The organism is Williamsia sp. DF01-3 (assembly GCF_023051145.1).
Taxonomy (GTDB): Bacteria; Actinomycetota; Actinomycetes; order Mycobacteriales; family Mycobacteriaceae; genus Williamsia.
In genome coordinates this window covers 1706242-1721622 of record NZ_JALKFS010000005.1, presented here as the reverse complement: position 1 = coordinate 1721622, position 15381 = coordinate 1706242, and the positions used below count along the sequence as shown (strand labels likewise).

At 67.1% G+C, this 15381-nt stretch carries 15 protein-coding genes, 1 pseudogene and 1 riboswitch; of the genes and pseudogenes, 9 read left to right on the top strand and 7 right to left on the bottom strand.

Going from position 1 to position 15381, the window contains the following annotated elements; translation table 11 throughout:
* Positions 1 to 2: 2 nt before the first annotated feature.
* A complete protein-coding gene (locus tag MVA47_RS10305; RefSeq protein ID WP_247207785.1) occupies positions 3 to 1952 on the bottom strand; it encodes a sacsin N-terminal ATP-binding-like domain-containing protein in 1950 nt (649 codons plus the stop codon).
* Positions 1953 to 1959: 7 nt separating this feature from the next.
* Positions 1960 to 2688, bottom strand: coding sequence for a DUF3027 domain-containing protein (locus MVA47_RS10300; RefSeq protein WP_247210711.1), 729 nt, complete (start codon positions 2686 to 2688; stop codon positions 1960 to 1962).
* A gap of 406 nt (positions 2689 to 3094) precedes the next feature.
* Between MVA47_RS10300 and MVA47_RS10295 the strand changes: the two are divergent.
* Together MVA47_RS10295 and MVA47_RS10290 are read left to right on the top strand one after the other, a co-directional pair.
* A pseudogene (locus tag MVA47_RS10295) lies at positions 3095 to 4866 on the top strand (MFS transporter).
* A 10-nt stretch (positions 4867 to 4876) separates the two neighbouring features.
* Positions 4877 to 5413 (top strand): DUF2771 family protein, encoded by a 537-nt coding sequence (locus MVA47_RS10290; protein ID WP_247207784.1) that lies wholly within the window; start codon positions 4877 to 4879, stop codon positions 5411 to 5413.
* Between the two features lie 66 nt (positions 5414 to 5479).
* On the opposite strand, the gene MVA47_RS26720 is transcribed toward MVA47_RS10290, so the two are convergent.
* Positions 5480 to 5893, bottom strand: coding sequence for a cold-shock protein (locus MVA47_RS26720; RefSeq protein ID WP_023955337.1), 414 nt, complete (start codon positions 5891 to 5893; stop codon positions 5480 to 5482).
* A gap of 153 nt (positions 5894 to 6046) precedes the next feature.
* Here MVA47_RS26720 and MVA47_RS10280 point away from each other — a divergent pair, with 153 nt between their 5' ends.
* The 5 genes from MVA47_RS10280 to MVA47_RS10260 all read left to right on the top strand — a co-directional run bounded on the left by MVA47_RS10280 (position 6047) and on the right by MVA47_RS10260 (position 9341).
* The gene (locus MVA47_RS10280) at positions 6047 to 6298 is read left to right on the top strand and encodes a hypothetical protein (protein WP_247207782.1); all 252 of its coding nucleotides are present in this window, start codon (positions 6047 to 6049) and stop codon (positions 6296 to 6298) included.
* A gap of 8 nt (positions 6299 to 6306) precedes the next feature.
* On the top strand, positions 6307 to 6819 hold the full coding sequence (locus tag MVA47_RS10275; protein ID WP_247207781.1) for a flavin reductase family protein: 513 nt from the start codon (positions 6307 to 6309) through the stop codon (positions 6817 to 6819).
* A gap of 93 nt (positions 6820 to 6912) precedes the next feature.
* Positions 6913 to 8004 (top strand): GTP 3',8-cyclase MoaA, encoded by a 1092-nt coding sequence (gene moaA, locus MVA47_RS10270; RefSeq protein ID WP_374474156.1) that lies wholly within the window; start codon positions 6913 to 6915, stop codon positions 8002 to 8004.
* Between the two features lie 2 nt (positions 8005 to 8006).
* On the top strand, positions 8007 to 8255 hold the full coding sequence (locus tag MVA47_RS10265; RefSeq protein ID WP_023955345.1) for a MoaD/ThiS family protein: 249 nt from the start codon (positions 8007 to 8009) through the stop codon (positions 8253 to 8255).
* Positions 8256 to 8556: 301 nt separating this feature from the next.
* Positions 8557 to 8729: riboswitch (cyclic di-AMP (ydaO/yuaA leader) on the top strand.
* Positions 8730 to 8735: 6 nt separating this feature from the next.
* Positions 8736 to 9341, top strand: coding sequence for a transglycosylase family protein (locus MVA47_RS10260; RefSeq protein WP_247207780.1), 606 nt, complete (start codon positions 8736 to 8738; stop codon positions 9339 to 9341).
* 151 nt (positions 9342 to 9492) lie between these two features.
* Here MVA47_RS10260 and MVA47_RS10255 read toward each other — a convergent pair whose 3' ends face one another.
* The 4 genes from MVA47_RS10255 to MVA47_RS10240 are packed head-to-tail and all read right to left on the bottom strand — an operon-like array spanning position 9493 to position 11159.
* On the bottom strand, positions 9493 to 9930 hold the full coding sequence (locus tag MVA47_RS10255; RefSeq protein WP_247207779.1) for a molybdenum cofactor biosynthesis protein MoaE: 438 nt from the start codon (positions 9928 to 9930) through the stop codon (positions 9493 to 9495).
* Entirely contained in the window at positions 9930 to 10427 is a 498-nt protein-coding gene (locus MVA47_RS10250; RefSeq protein WP_247207777.1) for a molybdenum cofactor biosynthesis protein B, read from the bottom strand. The genes MVA47_RS10255 and MVA47_RS10250 overlap by 1 nt, the downstream gene beginning before the upstream one ends.
* Positions 10428 to 10967, bottom strand: a complete 540-nt coding sequence (gene moaC, locus MVA47_RS10245) for a cyclic pyranopterin monophosphate synthase MoaC (protein ID WP_308280525.1) — start codon at positions 10965 to 10967, stop codon at positions 10428 to 10430.
* 3 nt (positions 10968 to 10970) lie between these two features.
* Positions 10971 to 11159 carry a hypothetical protein gene (locus MVA47_RS10240; RefSeq protein ID WP_023955355.1) on the bottom strand — a complete coding sequence of 63 codons (189 nt, stop codon included), beginning with the start codon at positions 11157 to 11159 and terminating at the stop codon, positions 10971 to 10973.
* 33 nt (positions 11160 to 11192) lie between these two features.
* On the opposite strand from MVA47_RS10240, the gene MVA47_RS10235 reads away from it, so the two are divergent.
* Complete coding sequence (locus MVA47_RS10235) at positions 11193 to 13523, top strand: helicase-associated domain-containing protein (protein ID WP_247207775.1); 2331 nt, start codon at positions 11193 to 11195, stop codon at positions 13521 to 13523.
* A gap of 185 nt (positions 13524 to 13708) precedes the next feature.
* A complete protein-coding gene (locus MVA47_RS10230) occupies positions 13709 to 15361 on the top strand; it encodes a DNA repair helicase XPB (protein WP_030169580.1) in 1653 nt (550 codons plus the stop codon).
* The last annotated feature ends 20 nt before the right edge of the window (positions 15362 to 15381 follow it).

The following is a 15381-nucleotide window of genomic DNA, read 5'->3' as shown; positions in this document are numbered from 1 at the left end:
ACTCAGCGCCGCCGCCAGCGGTCGGGGTCGACCAGGTCGAGATCGCGGACGGCCGACAGCGTCTGCGGCGGATCGTCCAGGGTGCTCCACCACTGCTCTTCGTCGGGCAGGTCGTGGTCGGGGCCGGTCGGATACTCCTCGCGCAGCACCGTGAAGTCCCAACCCACGCCAAGAGCGCGGAACGCCGCCTGGCCGAACTCCTCCACCAGATCGGCCGAGACGATCCCGAACGGCGAATCATCGATCAGCACAGCCGAAAGTGGACTGCCCGGCAACAGCAGCTCGTCTGCCGGCCGCACGTCGTCGTCATCGGCGGGGAGCTGCAACTGGCCCAGCCACGTCGGGACCACCACGTCCGGAGCTGCACGGAGCAGACCGAGCACACTGCGCACCAGACGTTCATCGGCCGGATCCTCGTCGATCTCAGCGCGTAGGGCAGGGTCGGACAGCATCTCCCCCACCGTGATCCGCTGAGCACCGAGCCGTTCGAGCAGATCGTGGTTTGCCGCAGGATGGACGGTCGGGAGCCAGCTGGGGGCGACAACGTCGGCATCCTCGTCGCCGCGGTACGGCGGCAGCACGGTTCCGCGGGCACCGGGAAGGGTCCGTCCGTCGGCCAAGGGCACCGGGAGCGCCCCGAGTTCGTCAACCTGGCCCTGCGCTACCACCGACAATTCGGCGTAGAGGTCACCCCACCACCGTGGTTCGCGTTCCAGACCGGTGAGCCGTTCGGCCACCTCGGCCAGACCGATCTCGGTCACACCCACCGACCTCAGCGTGCTGAGCGAGCCCCGGCCGGACAGGTCGGGGTGCACCAGTGTCGTGATGACCTCGCCCAAGAGGTCGGCGAGCCCGGCGGTGAGGTCGGGCAGTACCTCGGCCCGGGAGGCGATCAGGTCGTCGCCCTCGGCACCCGGAACCCAGGCGTGCCCGGCCAACTCGGCGATCAGCGCTTCACGCAGTCGTTCGTCGTCGCGTCCGGCCGCGAATCCCGGCGCCGGGACGAGCCCCATTCGCTGATCGATGGGCAGCTCGGCCACGATCTGTGCGTAACCCTCTGCCAACACGGCGATGTCGGCGTCGGGGTGCAGTCCACGACGATCAGCCGTCAGCTGCACATCGCCGACACAGATGGCCGGCACGGTGAGCTCGACGTCGGTGCGGGTCGGTGCACGCAGCACATCGCGACGCACACGAACCGGCCTGCCCTCGCGCAGCGGCAGCAACCAGCGGGCACGCGGCGCCACGAGCTCACGCCAGCTCGCACCGCCGACGGAGATGATGTCGCCCTCGCGAACGCGTCGAAAGGTGTTGTCGGGCAGGGTTATCGTGTCGATCGATTCGAGCTCGAGCAGCAATTGCACACTTTCGGCGGCAAAACCGTCGAACATCGCGGCCATGTCGATCGACTTGTCGATCTCCATCACCACCTCGGTGTCGAAGCCGTCGATCGGCGGGGTGTCGATCGGCCAGGCCAGGCGCAGCGTCGGCACCTGCTCCACAACCACCCCGTTCGCGGCGAGTTCGGCACGCGTGCGTTCGGCTGAGAACTCGAATGATCCGGTTCTCGAACGGATCTCGACATGACGCGTCACCGCGGCAACAGCGGTGAACCCCACCCCGAACCGCCCGATCAAGCCGCCGCCGTGTTTGCTCGAGGAACGCAGCGCCGTCAGGGCAGCGGCACCGTCGGAGTCGACAGGTGCGCCGGTGTTCGCGATGTGCAGCCACCGACCGTCGTGCCACACACGAACCGAACCGATGATCCCGGCAGCCGTCGCGGCATCGGCGGCGTTGGCGACCAGCTCGGTCAACAGGCGATCGCGATACCCGACGCCGACGAGATCTGTTTCGGCAGCAGTGTCTTCACGCAGGCGGGTGGGCGAGGTGAGCCACGACCCGAGAATCGAGTCGCGCAGACGGCCCAGGCCGAACGGGTCGGACGGCTGCACGACAGGGTCAGGAGTTGGCGTGGATCTCAACCGCGCCGTCGTCGTAGGCATCGTAGGCAGGGCTTCCGCCGCCGGTGGGCGCCTCGACATCCGAGTGGGCGCCGCACCCGTACTCGGCGTGCACCACACGGCCGTCCGCGGCGTATTCGTTGGCGCACACACCGAACGCGGCGCGCAGCGAACCGACAACGGGGAGGTAGAAACCGCAGGTGCCGCAGTTGTGCCGGGCGCTCCTGGCCATCTCGGAAGCGGGACCGTGCTCACCATCGACCCACCGCGAAGCCGCCTCGAGCCGCCCCTCGCGACTCAGCAGTCGTTTGCGGCCGAGACCCAGTTCGGTCGCCACAGCGGACTCTTCGCTCAAGGGGTCGTTGTCGTCGTTGTCGACGTAACCCGGGACCAGGCGTGGGTCGTCGGTGGGCGTCGCCAGCAGGTCTCCGGGGTTCAGGTCTCCCGGGCGAACCCGCTCGGCCCACGGAACCCATTCCGGCGCGGTCAGCGCAGTGGAACCCGGCAGCAAGGCCACCTCGTTGACCGTGACGTCGTCGCAGCCAGGACATCCGGCCAGGACGACACACCACTGCCATCCGCGATAGCCAGGCACGTGGGCGGCGAAGTAGTGGGTGACCGTGAAAGCGGCCTCGGTGACCGCTTCGAGGTGGTCACCGACCTCTTTGTCGTCGGCGTCGATCGCGGCCCTCGCCTGCGGGACGGCTGCGGTCAGCAGCGCTTCCACGCGTTTCTGCTCGGCGTCATCCCTCTCCTGGTCGACATGATCGCCGGGCCCGTCGTGATCAGTCAGTGCATCTGTCTGCTCGGTAACCGCGTTCACGCCCTCCAGTGTGCCGTATCGGGGCGCGCCGCAAGTGCCCGAGGGTTGGTAGGCCTGCGTCGGATAGGGAACAATCGGGAAAGTGAACCGAGGAAATCAACCACACGATCCTCGTACGACCTCCTCGGGCAGGGGCAGAGGCACTCGGGGCCCCGCCGACCCCGCCGGGCAAGACCCCCGCCAGCCGCCACGACCGGGCCCAGCAGCGCATCCAGGTTCGGCCAATTATCCGGTGGACGGCTCGACGCCGGGAACCCGCCAGCCACGCCCCGGGGGTCAGCCCTCCTATCCGCGCGGCGGCCAGCCCCCCATGCCACCGCGTGGACCGCGACCTCCCAGTGGCCCGCCCAACGGTGGTCCTGCTCAAGGCGGTCCGCCGCCCGCGTCCACCGCTGCGTTCCCCCCTCACGACGACAGCCGCCGGAACGACACCCGCCAGCAGACATCGCGCAACCCGCATCTGCCGCCACTGGACGAGACCGACTACCACCGCGAGGAATCCGGCGGCCGGGCAATGCCCCGCAAGCTCACCGTCACCCGCGTTGCCGCGCTTCGAGGCCGGGAGCTGACATCGAAGGGCCTGGGCAAGATTCATCAGGCCGCCACCGCCGACGGTGCCGACCGTTCTGGTCTGACCGCGTTGACCTATCCGACGGTGGTCAACTTCGCGGTCGACGCCGCGATGACGATCGCGTTGGCCAACACCTTGTTCTTCGCCGCCGCAAGCGCGGAATCCAAAGGCAAGGTCGGCCTCTACCTGTTGCTGACCATCGCGCCGTTCGCGGTCATCGCCCCACTGATCGGGCCGATGCTCGACAAACTCCAGCGGGGCCGTCGGATCGCGATGGCCGGCACCTTCGCCGGGCGGACCGTGTTGGCCCTGCTGGTGATGGCGAACTGCGGCTGGGACGACGCCGCAAACCAGCTGACCTACGACCCCTGGGTGCTCTACCCATGCGCACTCGGAATGTTGGTGCTGTCCAAGTCATTCGGCGTGCTCAAGTCGGCCGTCACACCGCGTGTCCTGCCACCGACCATCGACCTGGTCAGGGTCAACTCCCGACTGACCACATTCGGGTTGGTGGGCGGAACGATCCTCGGCGGTGGTGTGGCAGCACTGTGTGAAGTGTTGCTGGCCAAGGTCCTTCCCCTGCACCTGCCCGGGGCCATGGTGTGGCTGGCCATCATCACCGTCGCCGGCGCCGTGCTGTGCATGCGCATCCCGTCGTGGGTGGAGGTCACCGCGGGCGAGGTCCCCACCACGCTGACCTACCACGGCGAACCGGCACGCGATCCGTTGCGGCGCCCTGATCCTGCCCAGTTCCCCCGCCGGGTGGCGTGCAGACACCGGGCGCAAAACAATCCGGCGAGAAGGCCTCTCCGGTCAAGGCCCTGGCAGCCACGATGCGTCAGCCCCTGGGCCGCAACGTCCTCGTCGGTCTCTGGGGCAACGGCACCATCCGCATCCTGACCGGCTTCCTGACACTGTTCATCGCCTTTTACGCGAAGTCGCAGCAGGGCGGCGGCAGCGGTTGGGCCCAGGTCGCCATGCTCGGCGCGGTCGGCGCGGCAGCCGGCATCGGGAACTTCATCGGGAACGCCACCGGTACACGACTGGAGCTGAAGAACCCCGAGCGCATCATCGTGATGGTGACCGGTGCCTGCGTCGCGGTCGCGGCGTTGGCCGCAGCGTTCGGCAGCCTGCTGTTCGTGGCCATCGCGGCGCTCGTGGCCTCGGGAACCAGCGCCATCGGCAAGGTCTGCCTCGACTCGTCCATCCAGAACGATCTCCCGGACGAATCCCGGGCATCGGCTTTTGGTCGCTCCGAGACCGTCCTGCAGATGAGCTGGGTGTTCGGCGCATCCCTCGGTGTGCTGCTCCCGCCGAACCTCACCATCGGCTTCGGAGTCGTAGCAGGACTGCTGGCCCTGGGCCTGGTGCAGACCTTCGTCACCAACCGGGGCTCTACGCTGGTCCCCGGATTCGGCGGCAAACGGCCAGACATGACCATGCCCACCGGCGCAATCCATGTCGATCCGCACATCCGCGAGGCCTGGAACAAGGGCGGCGGAGACCGATGAGTTGGGATACATGAGCGCACGCTTGACCACAGGCGAGAAGAAGTTCTTCGCGATCGCCGTCATCACCGTTCTGTTGCTCGTCGCCGTCATCGGCGGCTCGGTGGCCGCGTTGGCCTCCGGACACGAAGACAACGACGTTCCGTATCTGCATGTCGCGAACGGCACAACACTGATCACCGTTGAGCCGCTGATCTATTGCTCCATCGAGGTGACGAACTGCGAAGGATCGCCGACCAACAAGCCGGCGCGGATCCCCGTGCAGGTCGGCGACGCGGTGATGGTGTCGCTGTCGAGCGACCTGTCCGTCGGGCCCTGGACGCTTGTGGTGCAGTACCTCACCAAAGACGGGTTCGACAACACCGCCGAGGTCTTCTACCGCAGCGACAGCAAACGCACATTCACCCTCGCCTCGACGCGCGACCGGATCCTGGCGACCATCGAGATCAAGCAGCCGTCACAGAAGGAAGACGCGGGCGGCTTCATCCCACGCGGGATCTGGGGCATCGACACCCTTCCCGACGGTGTCGATGTCCCAGCGTCCGACTAATTCGAAATCCGGCTAATTCAAGATCCGGCCGGTCGGAGAACCGGCGGCGGTGCCACACGAGAACTGCTAGGTCTCGAGCTCCCGGGCAACGGCCCGCACCACCTCGGAGATCCGGGCGGCGGTCTTGCGGTCGGGGTACCGACCCTTGCGCAGATCTGGCTGAATCTTGCCTTCCAGCAACGTGATCAGGTCGGCAACCATGCCGTGCAGCTCATCAGGACTGTGCCGCTTGGGCTGTTCCTTGCGCGCTTCCCGCGTGTTCTTGGCAACGCTGGGAGCCGGATCGAGAACCTTGACCGTCAACGCCTGTGGGCCGCGGCGACCCGCTGCCATGCCGAACTCGACCCGCTGGCCGGGTTTGAGCGCCTCGGTCCCATCGGGGAGCGCGGACGAGCGCACATAGACGTCTTCGCCCTCATCTTGCGAGAGAAAGCCGAAGCCCTTCTCCGCGTCGTACCATTTCACCTTGCCGGTAGGCACTGTGCTCACCCTCATCTACTCGCATTGCCCAAAACGAAAGCGCCCGCTGCGGGCAACTGGCCCAGCCGGACGCGTTCGGTCAGTCTAGCGCCTCGGCCAACCCCCGAGCACACGGGTTTTCGGCCGCCTCGAACCTGCACTACCGTTGTCTACATGCGCAAAGCCGAAGGCAGCCTGTTGCTGCGGGCCGCTGTGGGACTGTTCGGCGTCGGAGTCATCGCACTGCTCTGGCTGTTTCTGAGTACGCCGATCACCGGTGAGACCGCTCCCCTGTTCGTCTATCTGCTCACCATGTGTGCCCCGCTCGGCTTTTTGCTCGGGCTGATTTTTGCGTTGCGATCAGGGCGACGCTATCGAGACGCCGCTGCGCACCAGGGCGGCGGCTCGAGGTCGCCACTACAGTGACTGACGACATGACGCTCTCAATCGACGGAGCCTTGACTCCCACCAGTGACGGCACGGCACTCCGCGCTGCGTACAGCTGCTTTCCGACCGGTGTGGTCGCCGTATGCCACCAGGGCGACGGCGAGCCCATCGGCATGGCCGCCAGCTCGTTCGCCACGGTGTCGCTCAACCCGCCACTGGTCTCGCTCTGTGTCCAGAACGAATCGACGACGTGGCCCAAGTTGCGCAGCGCTCCCGTCATCGGGCTGTCGGTGTTCGCCCATGATCAGGACGCCGAGTGCAAGCAGCTCGCGGGCCGGGCCGATGCGCGATTCACCGGGCTGCGGGTGGAGACGACCGACGACGGCGCTCTCTTCATCGGCGGAGCGGTGGCCCAGCTGTCCTGCACCATCTACAACGAGATACCGGCCGGCGATCACAGCCTGGTCCTGCTCAAGGTCGAGGCGTTACGCGCCGACCCGTCGCAGGAGCCGCTCGTCTTCCACGCCAGCGCCTTCCGTGCCCTGGAACGACGACCGTAGCGATCACGACGTCGGAGCCCATCAGAGAACGTCTGTAGTCAGTTTTCCCCGGGGATCCGACCTCGATCGGGCGACCACCGTAGGCTTGTACAGGTGACCGCCATCGCTCTGGGTATGCCAGCCGGCTTATCCGTCCGCCCGCCTGTCGGGACAGACGCCATCATGCCCACCAGCGGTCCCATGGTGGACACCTTCGGGCGCGCTGTTCGCGACCTCCGCGTCTCGGTGACCGACCGCTGCAATCTGCGCTGTACGTACTGCATGCCCGCCGAAGGCCTCGACTGGCTCGACCGCGACGACGTACTGACAGCTGCCGAGATCGTGCGGGCGGTCTCGGTGGGCGTGCGCGAACTCGGAGTACGAGCCGTCCGGTTCACCGGAGGCGAGCCACTGCTGCGCAAAGACCTCCCTGAGATCATCGAAGCGGTTGCCGCCCTCGACCCCCGACCCGAGATCGCGCTGACCACCAACGGCCTGGGCCTGGCCCGGCAGGCGAAACGATTGGCAGCTGCCGGCCTGGACAGGGTGAATGTCTCCCTGGACACCGTCGACCCCGCCAAGTTCGCTGCCATCACCCGTCGCGACCGCCTTCCCGACGTGCTGGCGGGCCTCGAGGCCGCGGCCGACGCCGGGTTGACCCCGGTGAAGGTCAATGCCGTGCTCGACACCGCCGGCGGCCTCGACGACGCCGCCGCCCTTCTGAAGATGTGCCTGGACAAGGGCTACCAACTGCGGATCATCGAACAGATGCCGCTTGACGCCGAACACCACTGGTCACGCACCTCGATGATCACCGCCGACCAGATCCTGGCCCACCTGCAGCAGGACTTCGATCTGCGGCCCGACGACGTGGCGCGCGGGTCGGCCCCGGCGGAACGCTGGATCGTAGAGGGTCATACCGGGCTCGATGGGAGGCCTGCCCGAGTCGGGGTCATCGCCTCCGTGACCCGCCCGTTCTGTGGCGATTGCGACCGGACCCGGCTCACCGCGGACGGACAGCTTCGCAATTGCCTGTTCGCCACCTCGGAGACAGACCTGCGCAGTTTGCTGAAATCAACTGGCACTACAGATCAGGAAATCGCGCTGCGGTGGCGACAGTCCACGTGGGGCAAGCTCCCGGGCCATGGGGTCAACGAGCCAGGCTTCCTCCAACCCGCACGGTCGATGTCGGCGATCGGGGGCTGACAATGCGTATCTGCGTCCGATTTTTTGCCGCCGCCCAAGCAGCAGCGGGTGTCGAACAAAGTGTGGTCGAACTCACTGACAAAGCCACTCTTGCGGATCTGGAAATCCAATTGGGTCAAAGCAATCCACAGTTGGCCGAAGTGTTGGAGAGATGCTCGTATCTGCATGAGTCCGTCGCCGTTCGCGACCGCTCACGGGTGCTCTCGAGCGGAGACACCGTCGACGTCCTACCGCCGTTCGCGGGCGGTTGAGCGGGTTTCACGCCGCACGAGAGCGGGTCGATCGCCCCACATCGGCTCCTCATTCCTTCGGATGATGCTGTGACGTTCCTCACATAACGGTTGGGTTACGGTACGGACACAGGACGACAGTCATACCGATGAGCAGCAGGAATGCCGAAACCGTCGAAAACGGGCCCGCCGACACGTCGAAAAGGCCGTCGAAGAAGTTATGTGTAACCACGGATTAACCCGTACCGTCTGACTCGGTCGACCTGATCGGCCAGACCGCAAGTGAATATTCCCGGCTCGCCGCGCCCAACCTCGTCCCGCGAACCGAGAAACTCCAAACGCATTTCAGGGACGAGGACGGGGGACCCAACATCTCCTGGAGATCACCGGGTTCCGAGAAATCGGAGCCCTTGGGGTGAAGCCCGCGCAAGCGGACCGAGCAACCTCTCGCTCGAACCCGACAGCTGACTTCGTAGGCGCGTGGAGAGAGGAAGTACAACCATGTCCGGACGTCATCGTCAGCCGACCACCACCGGTCGCACCATTGCCAAGTTCGCCCTCACCTCTGCCGTCATCGGCGGCGGCGCCACCCTCGCCTTCGCAGGCGGCGGCAACGCCGGTGCAGCCACCGACGCCGAGTGGGACCAGGTCGCCTCGTGCGAGTCGGGTAACAACTGGGCCATCAACACCGGCAACGGCTACCAGGGTGGGCTGCAGTTCAGCCCCAGCACCTGGACCGGCCACGGCGGCGGCGAGTTCGCCCCCTCCGCCGACCAGGCAACCCGTGAGCAGCAGATCGCTGTCGCCGAGCGTGTTCTCGCCAGCCAGGGACCCGGCGCATGGCCGACCTGCGGCACCGGCCTGAGTGGAGCCACCCCGCGCAACGCCCCTGCTGCAGCTCCGAGCCTCGAGATCCCCGCAGCACCGGCTGCGCCCCAGGCTCCTGACCTCGCGGCTCAGACCGACGAGATCGCGAACGACCTGAAGTCCGTGTTCAACGATCCCACCGTCCATGCGCTGATCGATCAGGCCAATGCGGCCGGTGACCTCGACGCCGGAACGATTGCGTTCTACAACCAGTACCGGGACATCCTGCCCCTCCCCTGATCCTCGGGGAGCCCAGACGAAGGGCCTCGCACGCGACCATGAGTCCGTGCGGGGCCCTTTTCCAGATTCCGATGATGGTGGGTTCGGGCGAGCATTCGCCCAGGTCATCCCCGCCCGAACCCACCAATTCCGGGCGGGTGGGGCGTCGGGATCAGGCGGAGCCGACCCATTCGTCGGTGCCGTCGGCGAAGATCTGGTGCTTCCACACCGGCAGTTGGGCCTTGACCTCATCCACCAGCAGGGCGCAGGTGGCGAAAGCTGCTTGACGATGATCGGCCGCCACCGCGACCACCAGCGCGGCGTCGCCGATCGCCAGCGGACCCACCCGGTGCGACACGGCGACCGCGCGCACGCCGTCGGCCCCGGCCGCGATCTGTGCCACGACCTTCTCGACAACCTCACCGGCCGTGGGATGCGCGCTGTAGTTCAGCGCGGTGACGTCGCGGCCGCCGTCGTGGTTGCGTACCGCGCCGACAAAACTCACGATGGCCCCAGCTGTTCCGCCTGACGCCTCGGCCGCGACGGCCTCATGGTCGGAGGTGGACAGGGGGTCGTCGGTGACCACGGCACGGGCGACGATGGCAGCCATCAGTGGTCGCCCCCGTTGATCTGGTCCAGGGCGTGGGTGAGCACAGGTGCGAGCACCTCGAGGCCGTCACGGACCCCACCCGTGGAACCGGGCAGATTGACGATCAGGGTGCGGCCCGCGACACCGGCCGTGCCCCGCGACAGTACGGCTGTGGGGACCTTGGGCAACCCGCTGTTGCGGATGGCGTCGGCCAGACCGGGTATTTCGCGTTCGATCACCGCGGCGGTCTGTTCGGGAGTCTGATCGGTCGGGTTCAGACCGGTGCCGCCGGTGGTGAGGATCAGAGCTGTCTCATCCCCGACTGCTGTTCGCAGCGCTGCGCCGACCTGGTCACCGTCGGGAACCACCACCGGGTCGTTCACCACGAACCCGCGGTCACGCAACCATTCGACGATGATCGGCCCCGAGCGGTCGGCGTACACACCGCCGGCGGCGCGCGTCGACGCCACGACAACCACTGCGGTGCGGGGGTCGGCGGCATGGGGATCGGCGGCCATTCAGACCCCTCCGTTCGCGGAGCCGGTCTCGTCAACCGGCCGGTCGTCCCGGGTCCAGTGACCCTTCTTGCCGCCGGTCTTTTCCTGGAGACAGATGTCGGTCATCTGCGCGCGCGGATCGACCGCCTTGACCATGTCGTGCAGGGTGAGTCCGGTCACCGCCACAGCAGTGAGGGCTTCCATCTCGACGCCGGTGCGGTCGGTGGTGACCGCGGTCGCGCGCACCTCGATGGAGTCCGTGCCGAGCACGAAATCGACGCTCACGGTGCTGAGCGCGACCTGATGGCACAGCGGGATCAGCTCGGGCGTCTTCTTGGCGGCCATGATGCCGGCGATGCGAGCCGTTGCCAGCGCATCCCCTTTGGGCAACCCGCCCGTCGACAACAGCGAGATCACGTCGGCGGTGGTGCGAAAAACTCCGGTGGCCAGCGCCTTACGCGTGGTGGCGGCCTTGCCGCCGACATCGACCATCTGCGCCGCCCCCGCCTCGTCGAGATGGCTGAGACGTCCCGGGCCGGGCCGGTCGGTCGGCGCGCTCACCGATCAGCGATTGACGGTGGTTCGCGGGTGAAGGTAAGGCAGGTCGTCGACCGGGAGCGGGAAGGTGACCTCACCGAACGGTGACAGTGCGCCGGAGACGTGCGCGGCGAACTCACTGACGGCATGCTCGCCCTCGGGAACCTCGGGCCAACCATTATCGACGTACTTCTTCTTTTCAGCCACGGGCGTCATTCTGCCATGAGTGGCCCGCATATCATCTACTGGATGAGCCCCGACCAGCCAATCAGTCTGGCCGACGACCTCGCCCGCCGCGACGACGACCAACTGCTCGATCTCCTGCAGTCCCGGCCGGATCTGGCCAGCCCTCCCCCACCCGGGGTCGAGGTGCTTGCGCAGCGCGCGATGTCGGCGGCCTCGATCAACCGATGTGGCGAAGACCTGGACCTGCTGGCGGTGGCGGTGCTCGAGACGATCGCGGCACTGGGTTCGCGATCCGACCAGAGCCGTGGGCTGTCACCCGTGTCCACCGACGCCATCGTCGAGGCGCTGTCGGAGCGGGCCGCACCCGACGCGATCCGGGCGCGCATCGACAACCTCGTCGACCTCGCGCTGCTGTGGGGGCCACCCGATGCGCTGGTCACCGGACCGCACATGGCTGCGGCGTGGCCGTGGCGTTCACGTCTGGCGACCGCCCCTGTCAACGCGTTGTCGCTCGCCGAGATCCGCGCGAAGATCGACGCCCTCGGCGACCGGGAGCGTGACCTGTTGTCCACCCTGGCGTCGGGACCCGGCCTGGGGCGAACCCGTGACGCCGGGCTCGGACCCGAGTCGGATCGGCCGGTCCCGAGGCTGGTCCATCAGGGACTGCTGCTGGTGGTGGATGAGCAGACCGTCGAATTGCCGGTGGTGATCGGCCAGCTCATCCGCGGCGAGGATCCAGCGGAGCCATTCGAGTTGCGGCCGCCGGAGCTCTCCGGTGGCGGTGGTCGCAAGGTCGGGCTGGCCGAGGTCGATGCCGCGGCCGGGGGCGAAGCGCTCGAGTTTCTCCGGCACAGCGGTGACGCCATCGAGACCCTCGGTGCCCACCCGGCAGCGGTTCTTCGCGCCGGCGGCATGGGCGTCCGGGAGATCCGTCGACTCGCCAAGGCCCTGTCCGTGGACGAGAAACGGGTCGGCCTGGTCATCGAGGTACTCGCCGGGCTCCGCCTCATCGATTCCGGATTCCCCGTGCCCGACCCGTCGGACGGTCTCGAACCGTCGTGGGCCCCGACCACGTCCGTCGACAGTTGGTCGCATCAGGCACCCGAGCGCCGGTGGTTCTCCATCGCCTCGGGGTGGCTGGATCTGCACCGCAGGCCGTGGCAGATCGGCGGACGCACCCCCGACGGCACATTGATCGGCGCGCTGGTCGGTGCGATGCCCGAAGGTGCAGCCCGCGCCGAACGGCTTCTTGTGCTCCAGGCGCTGGCCGAGGCCAAACCCGGCGCAGACGTCACGCCGGTGGCCCTGGGCAGGCACATCGCGTGGCGGCATCCCCGGTGGCTTCGCCGCATGCCGCAGTCGACGATCATCGAAACACTCGCCGAGGCCCAGTCGCTGGGCCTGGTGGCTCACGGCGCCCTGACGTCGGCGGGCCGCGAACTCATCGCAACCGGTACGCCCGACGAGGTCGAGGCCGCCACAGTCGCGGCGATGGCCAAGTCCATCCCCGCTCCCATCGACTTCTTCTTGGCTCAGGCGGATCTGACCGTGACCGCCCCGGGACCGCTGACCCCGGAACTCGCCGCCGATCTGGCTCTGGTCGCGGACCTGGAGTCCGGTGGGGCGGCCTCGGTGTACCGGGTGTCGGAGTCGTCTGTTCGCCGCGCACTTGATGCGGGCCGTACCGGCACCGAGCTGATGACACTGTTCACGTCCCACTCGAAGACCCCTGTGCCGCAGTCGCTCTCGTATCTCATCGACGATGTCGCCCGTAAGCACGGACAGCTGCGCGTCGGCGTGGCCAGTACGTTCATCCGTTGCGAGGACCCGACGACACTCGCGGCGGTGCTCAATTCACCGGTGGCCGAACAGTTGTCGCTGCGTGCATTGGCCCCGACCGTCGCAGTGTGCGACGACCCCATCATCGATGTTCTGGACATCCTGCGGGCGGGCGGATTCGCCCCGGCGGGCGAGGATTCGGCCGGTGAACTGGTGGACCTGCGCACGCGCGGGGCTCGGCTGCCGACCCCACGGGAACGACGCGCATCGGCACGCAAGCCGTCACTCAGCTCACCCGCTCGCGATCGGCTGGCTGCGGTGGTCGGCCACATGCGATCGCAGGACGCGGCGAACGCGGCCACACTCACCGCGGCCGGAGCCGGAGGGTCGTCGGTGACCGGCGGCGGCCTGCCTGCGACCGCATTGCTGCAGACCGCGTTGGCGAACAAGCAGTCGGTACGCTTGGGGTACGTCAACGCCGAGGGCTTCGCGTCCAAGCACGTGGTCGTGCCCCGGATGATCGGCGCCGGCCAGGTGATCGCCCTGGATCCGGGCAGCAACGACGAGCACCGGTTCTCACTTCACCGGATCACCAGTGTGGAGATCGTCGACTGATTCCGAGCACGGCCATCACGTCGCTGACCTTCGCCTACGTCCACGACGTCTCGGGCCGATGCCGCCGGGAAGTTCGGCGGCCTGTTGACTGTTGATCACGAAGCGAGTTGCCACATGTAGCAGCTCTCGATCCCCCGGCCACCGCTCGTGGCACAAACTGCTGCTTCTGAGGAGAATGGTTCCTTGTGACTGACGGACCGTTGATCGTGCAATCGGACAAGACCCTTCTACTGGAGGTCGACCACCCCCAGGCTGCCGAGGCGAGGGCTGCGATTGCGCCGTTCGCCGAGCTCGAAAGGGCTCCCGAGCACGTGCACACCTACCGGGTGACCCCGCTCGCGTTGTGGAACGCGCGCGCTGCCGGGCACGACGCCGAGCAGGTGGTCGATGCGCTGGTGACGTTCTCCCGCTATGCGGTGCCGCAGCCTCTCCTGATGGACGTCGTCGACACCATGGGCCGCTTCGGGCGGCTGCAGCTGGTGAAGAGTCCGGTGCACGGATTGACCCTGGTCAGCTTCGATCGCGCGGTGCTGGTCGAGATCATGCGCAACAAAAAGGTGGCGCCGATGCTGGGCGCCCGGGTGGACGACGACACGGTCATAGTTCATCCCTCCGAGCGCGGCCGGCTCAAGCAGATCCTGCTGAAGGTGGGCTGGCCTGCCGAGGACCTCGCCGGGTACGTCGACGGCGAAGCCCACGAGATCAAGCTGGACGAGAACGGCTGGGAGCTGCGTGACTACCAGCAGCTGGCCGCCGAGTCGTTCTGGGCGGGCGGATCCGGTGTGGTGGTGCTGCCCTGTGGTGCAGGCAAGACCATGGTCGGTGCGGCCGCGATGGCAACGGCACAGGCCACCACGCTCATCCTCGTCACCAACACGGTCGCCGGCAGGCAGTGGAAGCGCGAGCTCATCGCACGTACGTCGCTGACCGAAGAAGAGATCGGTGAGTACTCGGGTGAACGCAAGGAGATCCGCCCCGTCACCATCGCCACCTATCAGGTGATGACCCGCAAATCCAAGGGCGAGTACCGCAATCTTGATCTGTTCGACTCCCGCGACTGGGGCCTGATCATCTATGACGAGGTCCACCTGTTGCCCGCGCCGGTGTTCCGGATGACGGCCGATCTGCAGTCGCGGCGCCGCCTCGGTCTCACCGCCACCCTGGTCCGTGAGGACGGCCGGGAAGGCGACGTCTTCAGCCTGATCGGACCCAAGCGCTACGACGCGCCGTGGAAGGACATCGAGGCGCAGGGCTGGATCGCCCCCGCCGAGTGCATCGAGGTGCGGGTGACACTCACCGACAACGAGCGCCTCGAATACGCGGTCGCCGAGCCGGAGGAGAAGTACAAACTCTGTTCGACAGCGCATACCAAGATCAATGTGGTGAAGTCGATCCTCGAGCAGCACAAGGACTCTCAGACACTGATCATCGGCGCCTATCTGGATCAGCTCGACGAACTCGGCGCTGCCCTCGACGCGCCCGTGATCAAGGGGTCGACGAAGAACAAGGAGCGCGAGGAGTTGTTCGCAAAGTTCCGCACCGGGGAGATCCAGACGCTGGTGGTCTCGAAGGTCGCGAACTTCTCGATCGATCTCCCCGAGGCGTCGGTCGCGGTCCAGGTGTCGGGCACATTCGGTTCTCGCCAGGAAGAAGCTCAGCGCCTGGGGCGTTTGCTGCGTCCGAAGGCCGACGGTGGTCAGGCGCACTTCTATTCGGTGGTCTCCCGCGACACGGTGGACGCCGATTACGCGGCACACCGCCAGCGGTTCCTCGCTGAGCAGGGGTACGCATACCGGATCACCGATGCCGACGATCTTCTCGGACCCGCCGTCGGCTGACGAACTGAGAAGGCGAGGTC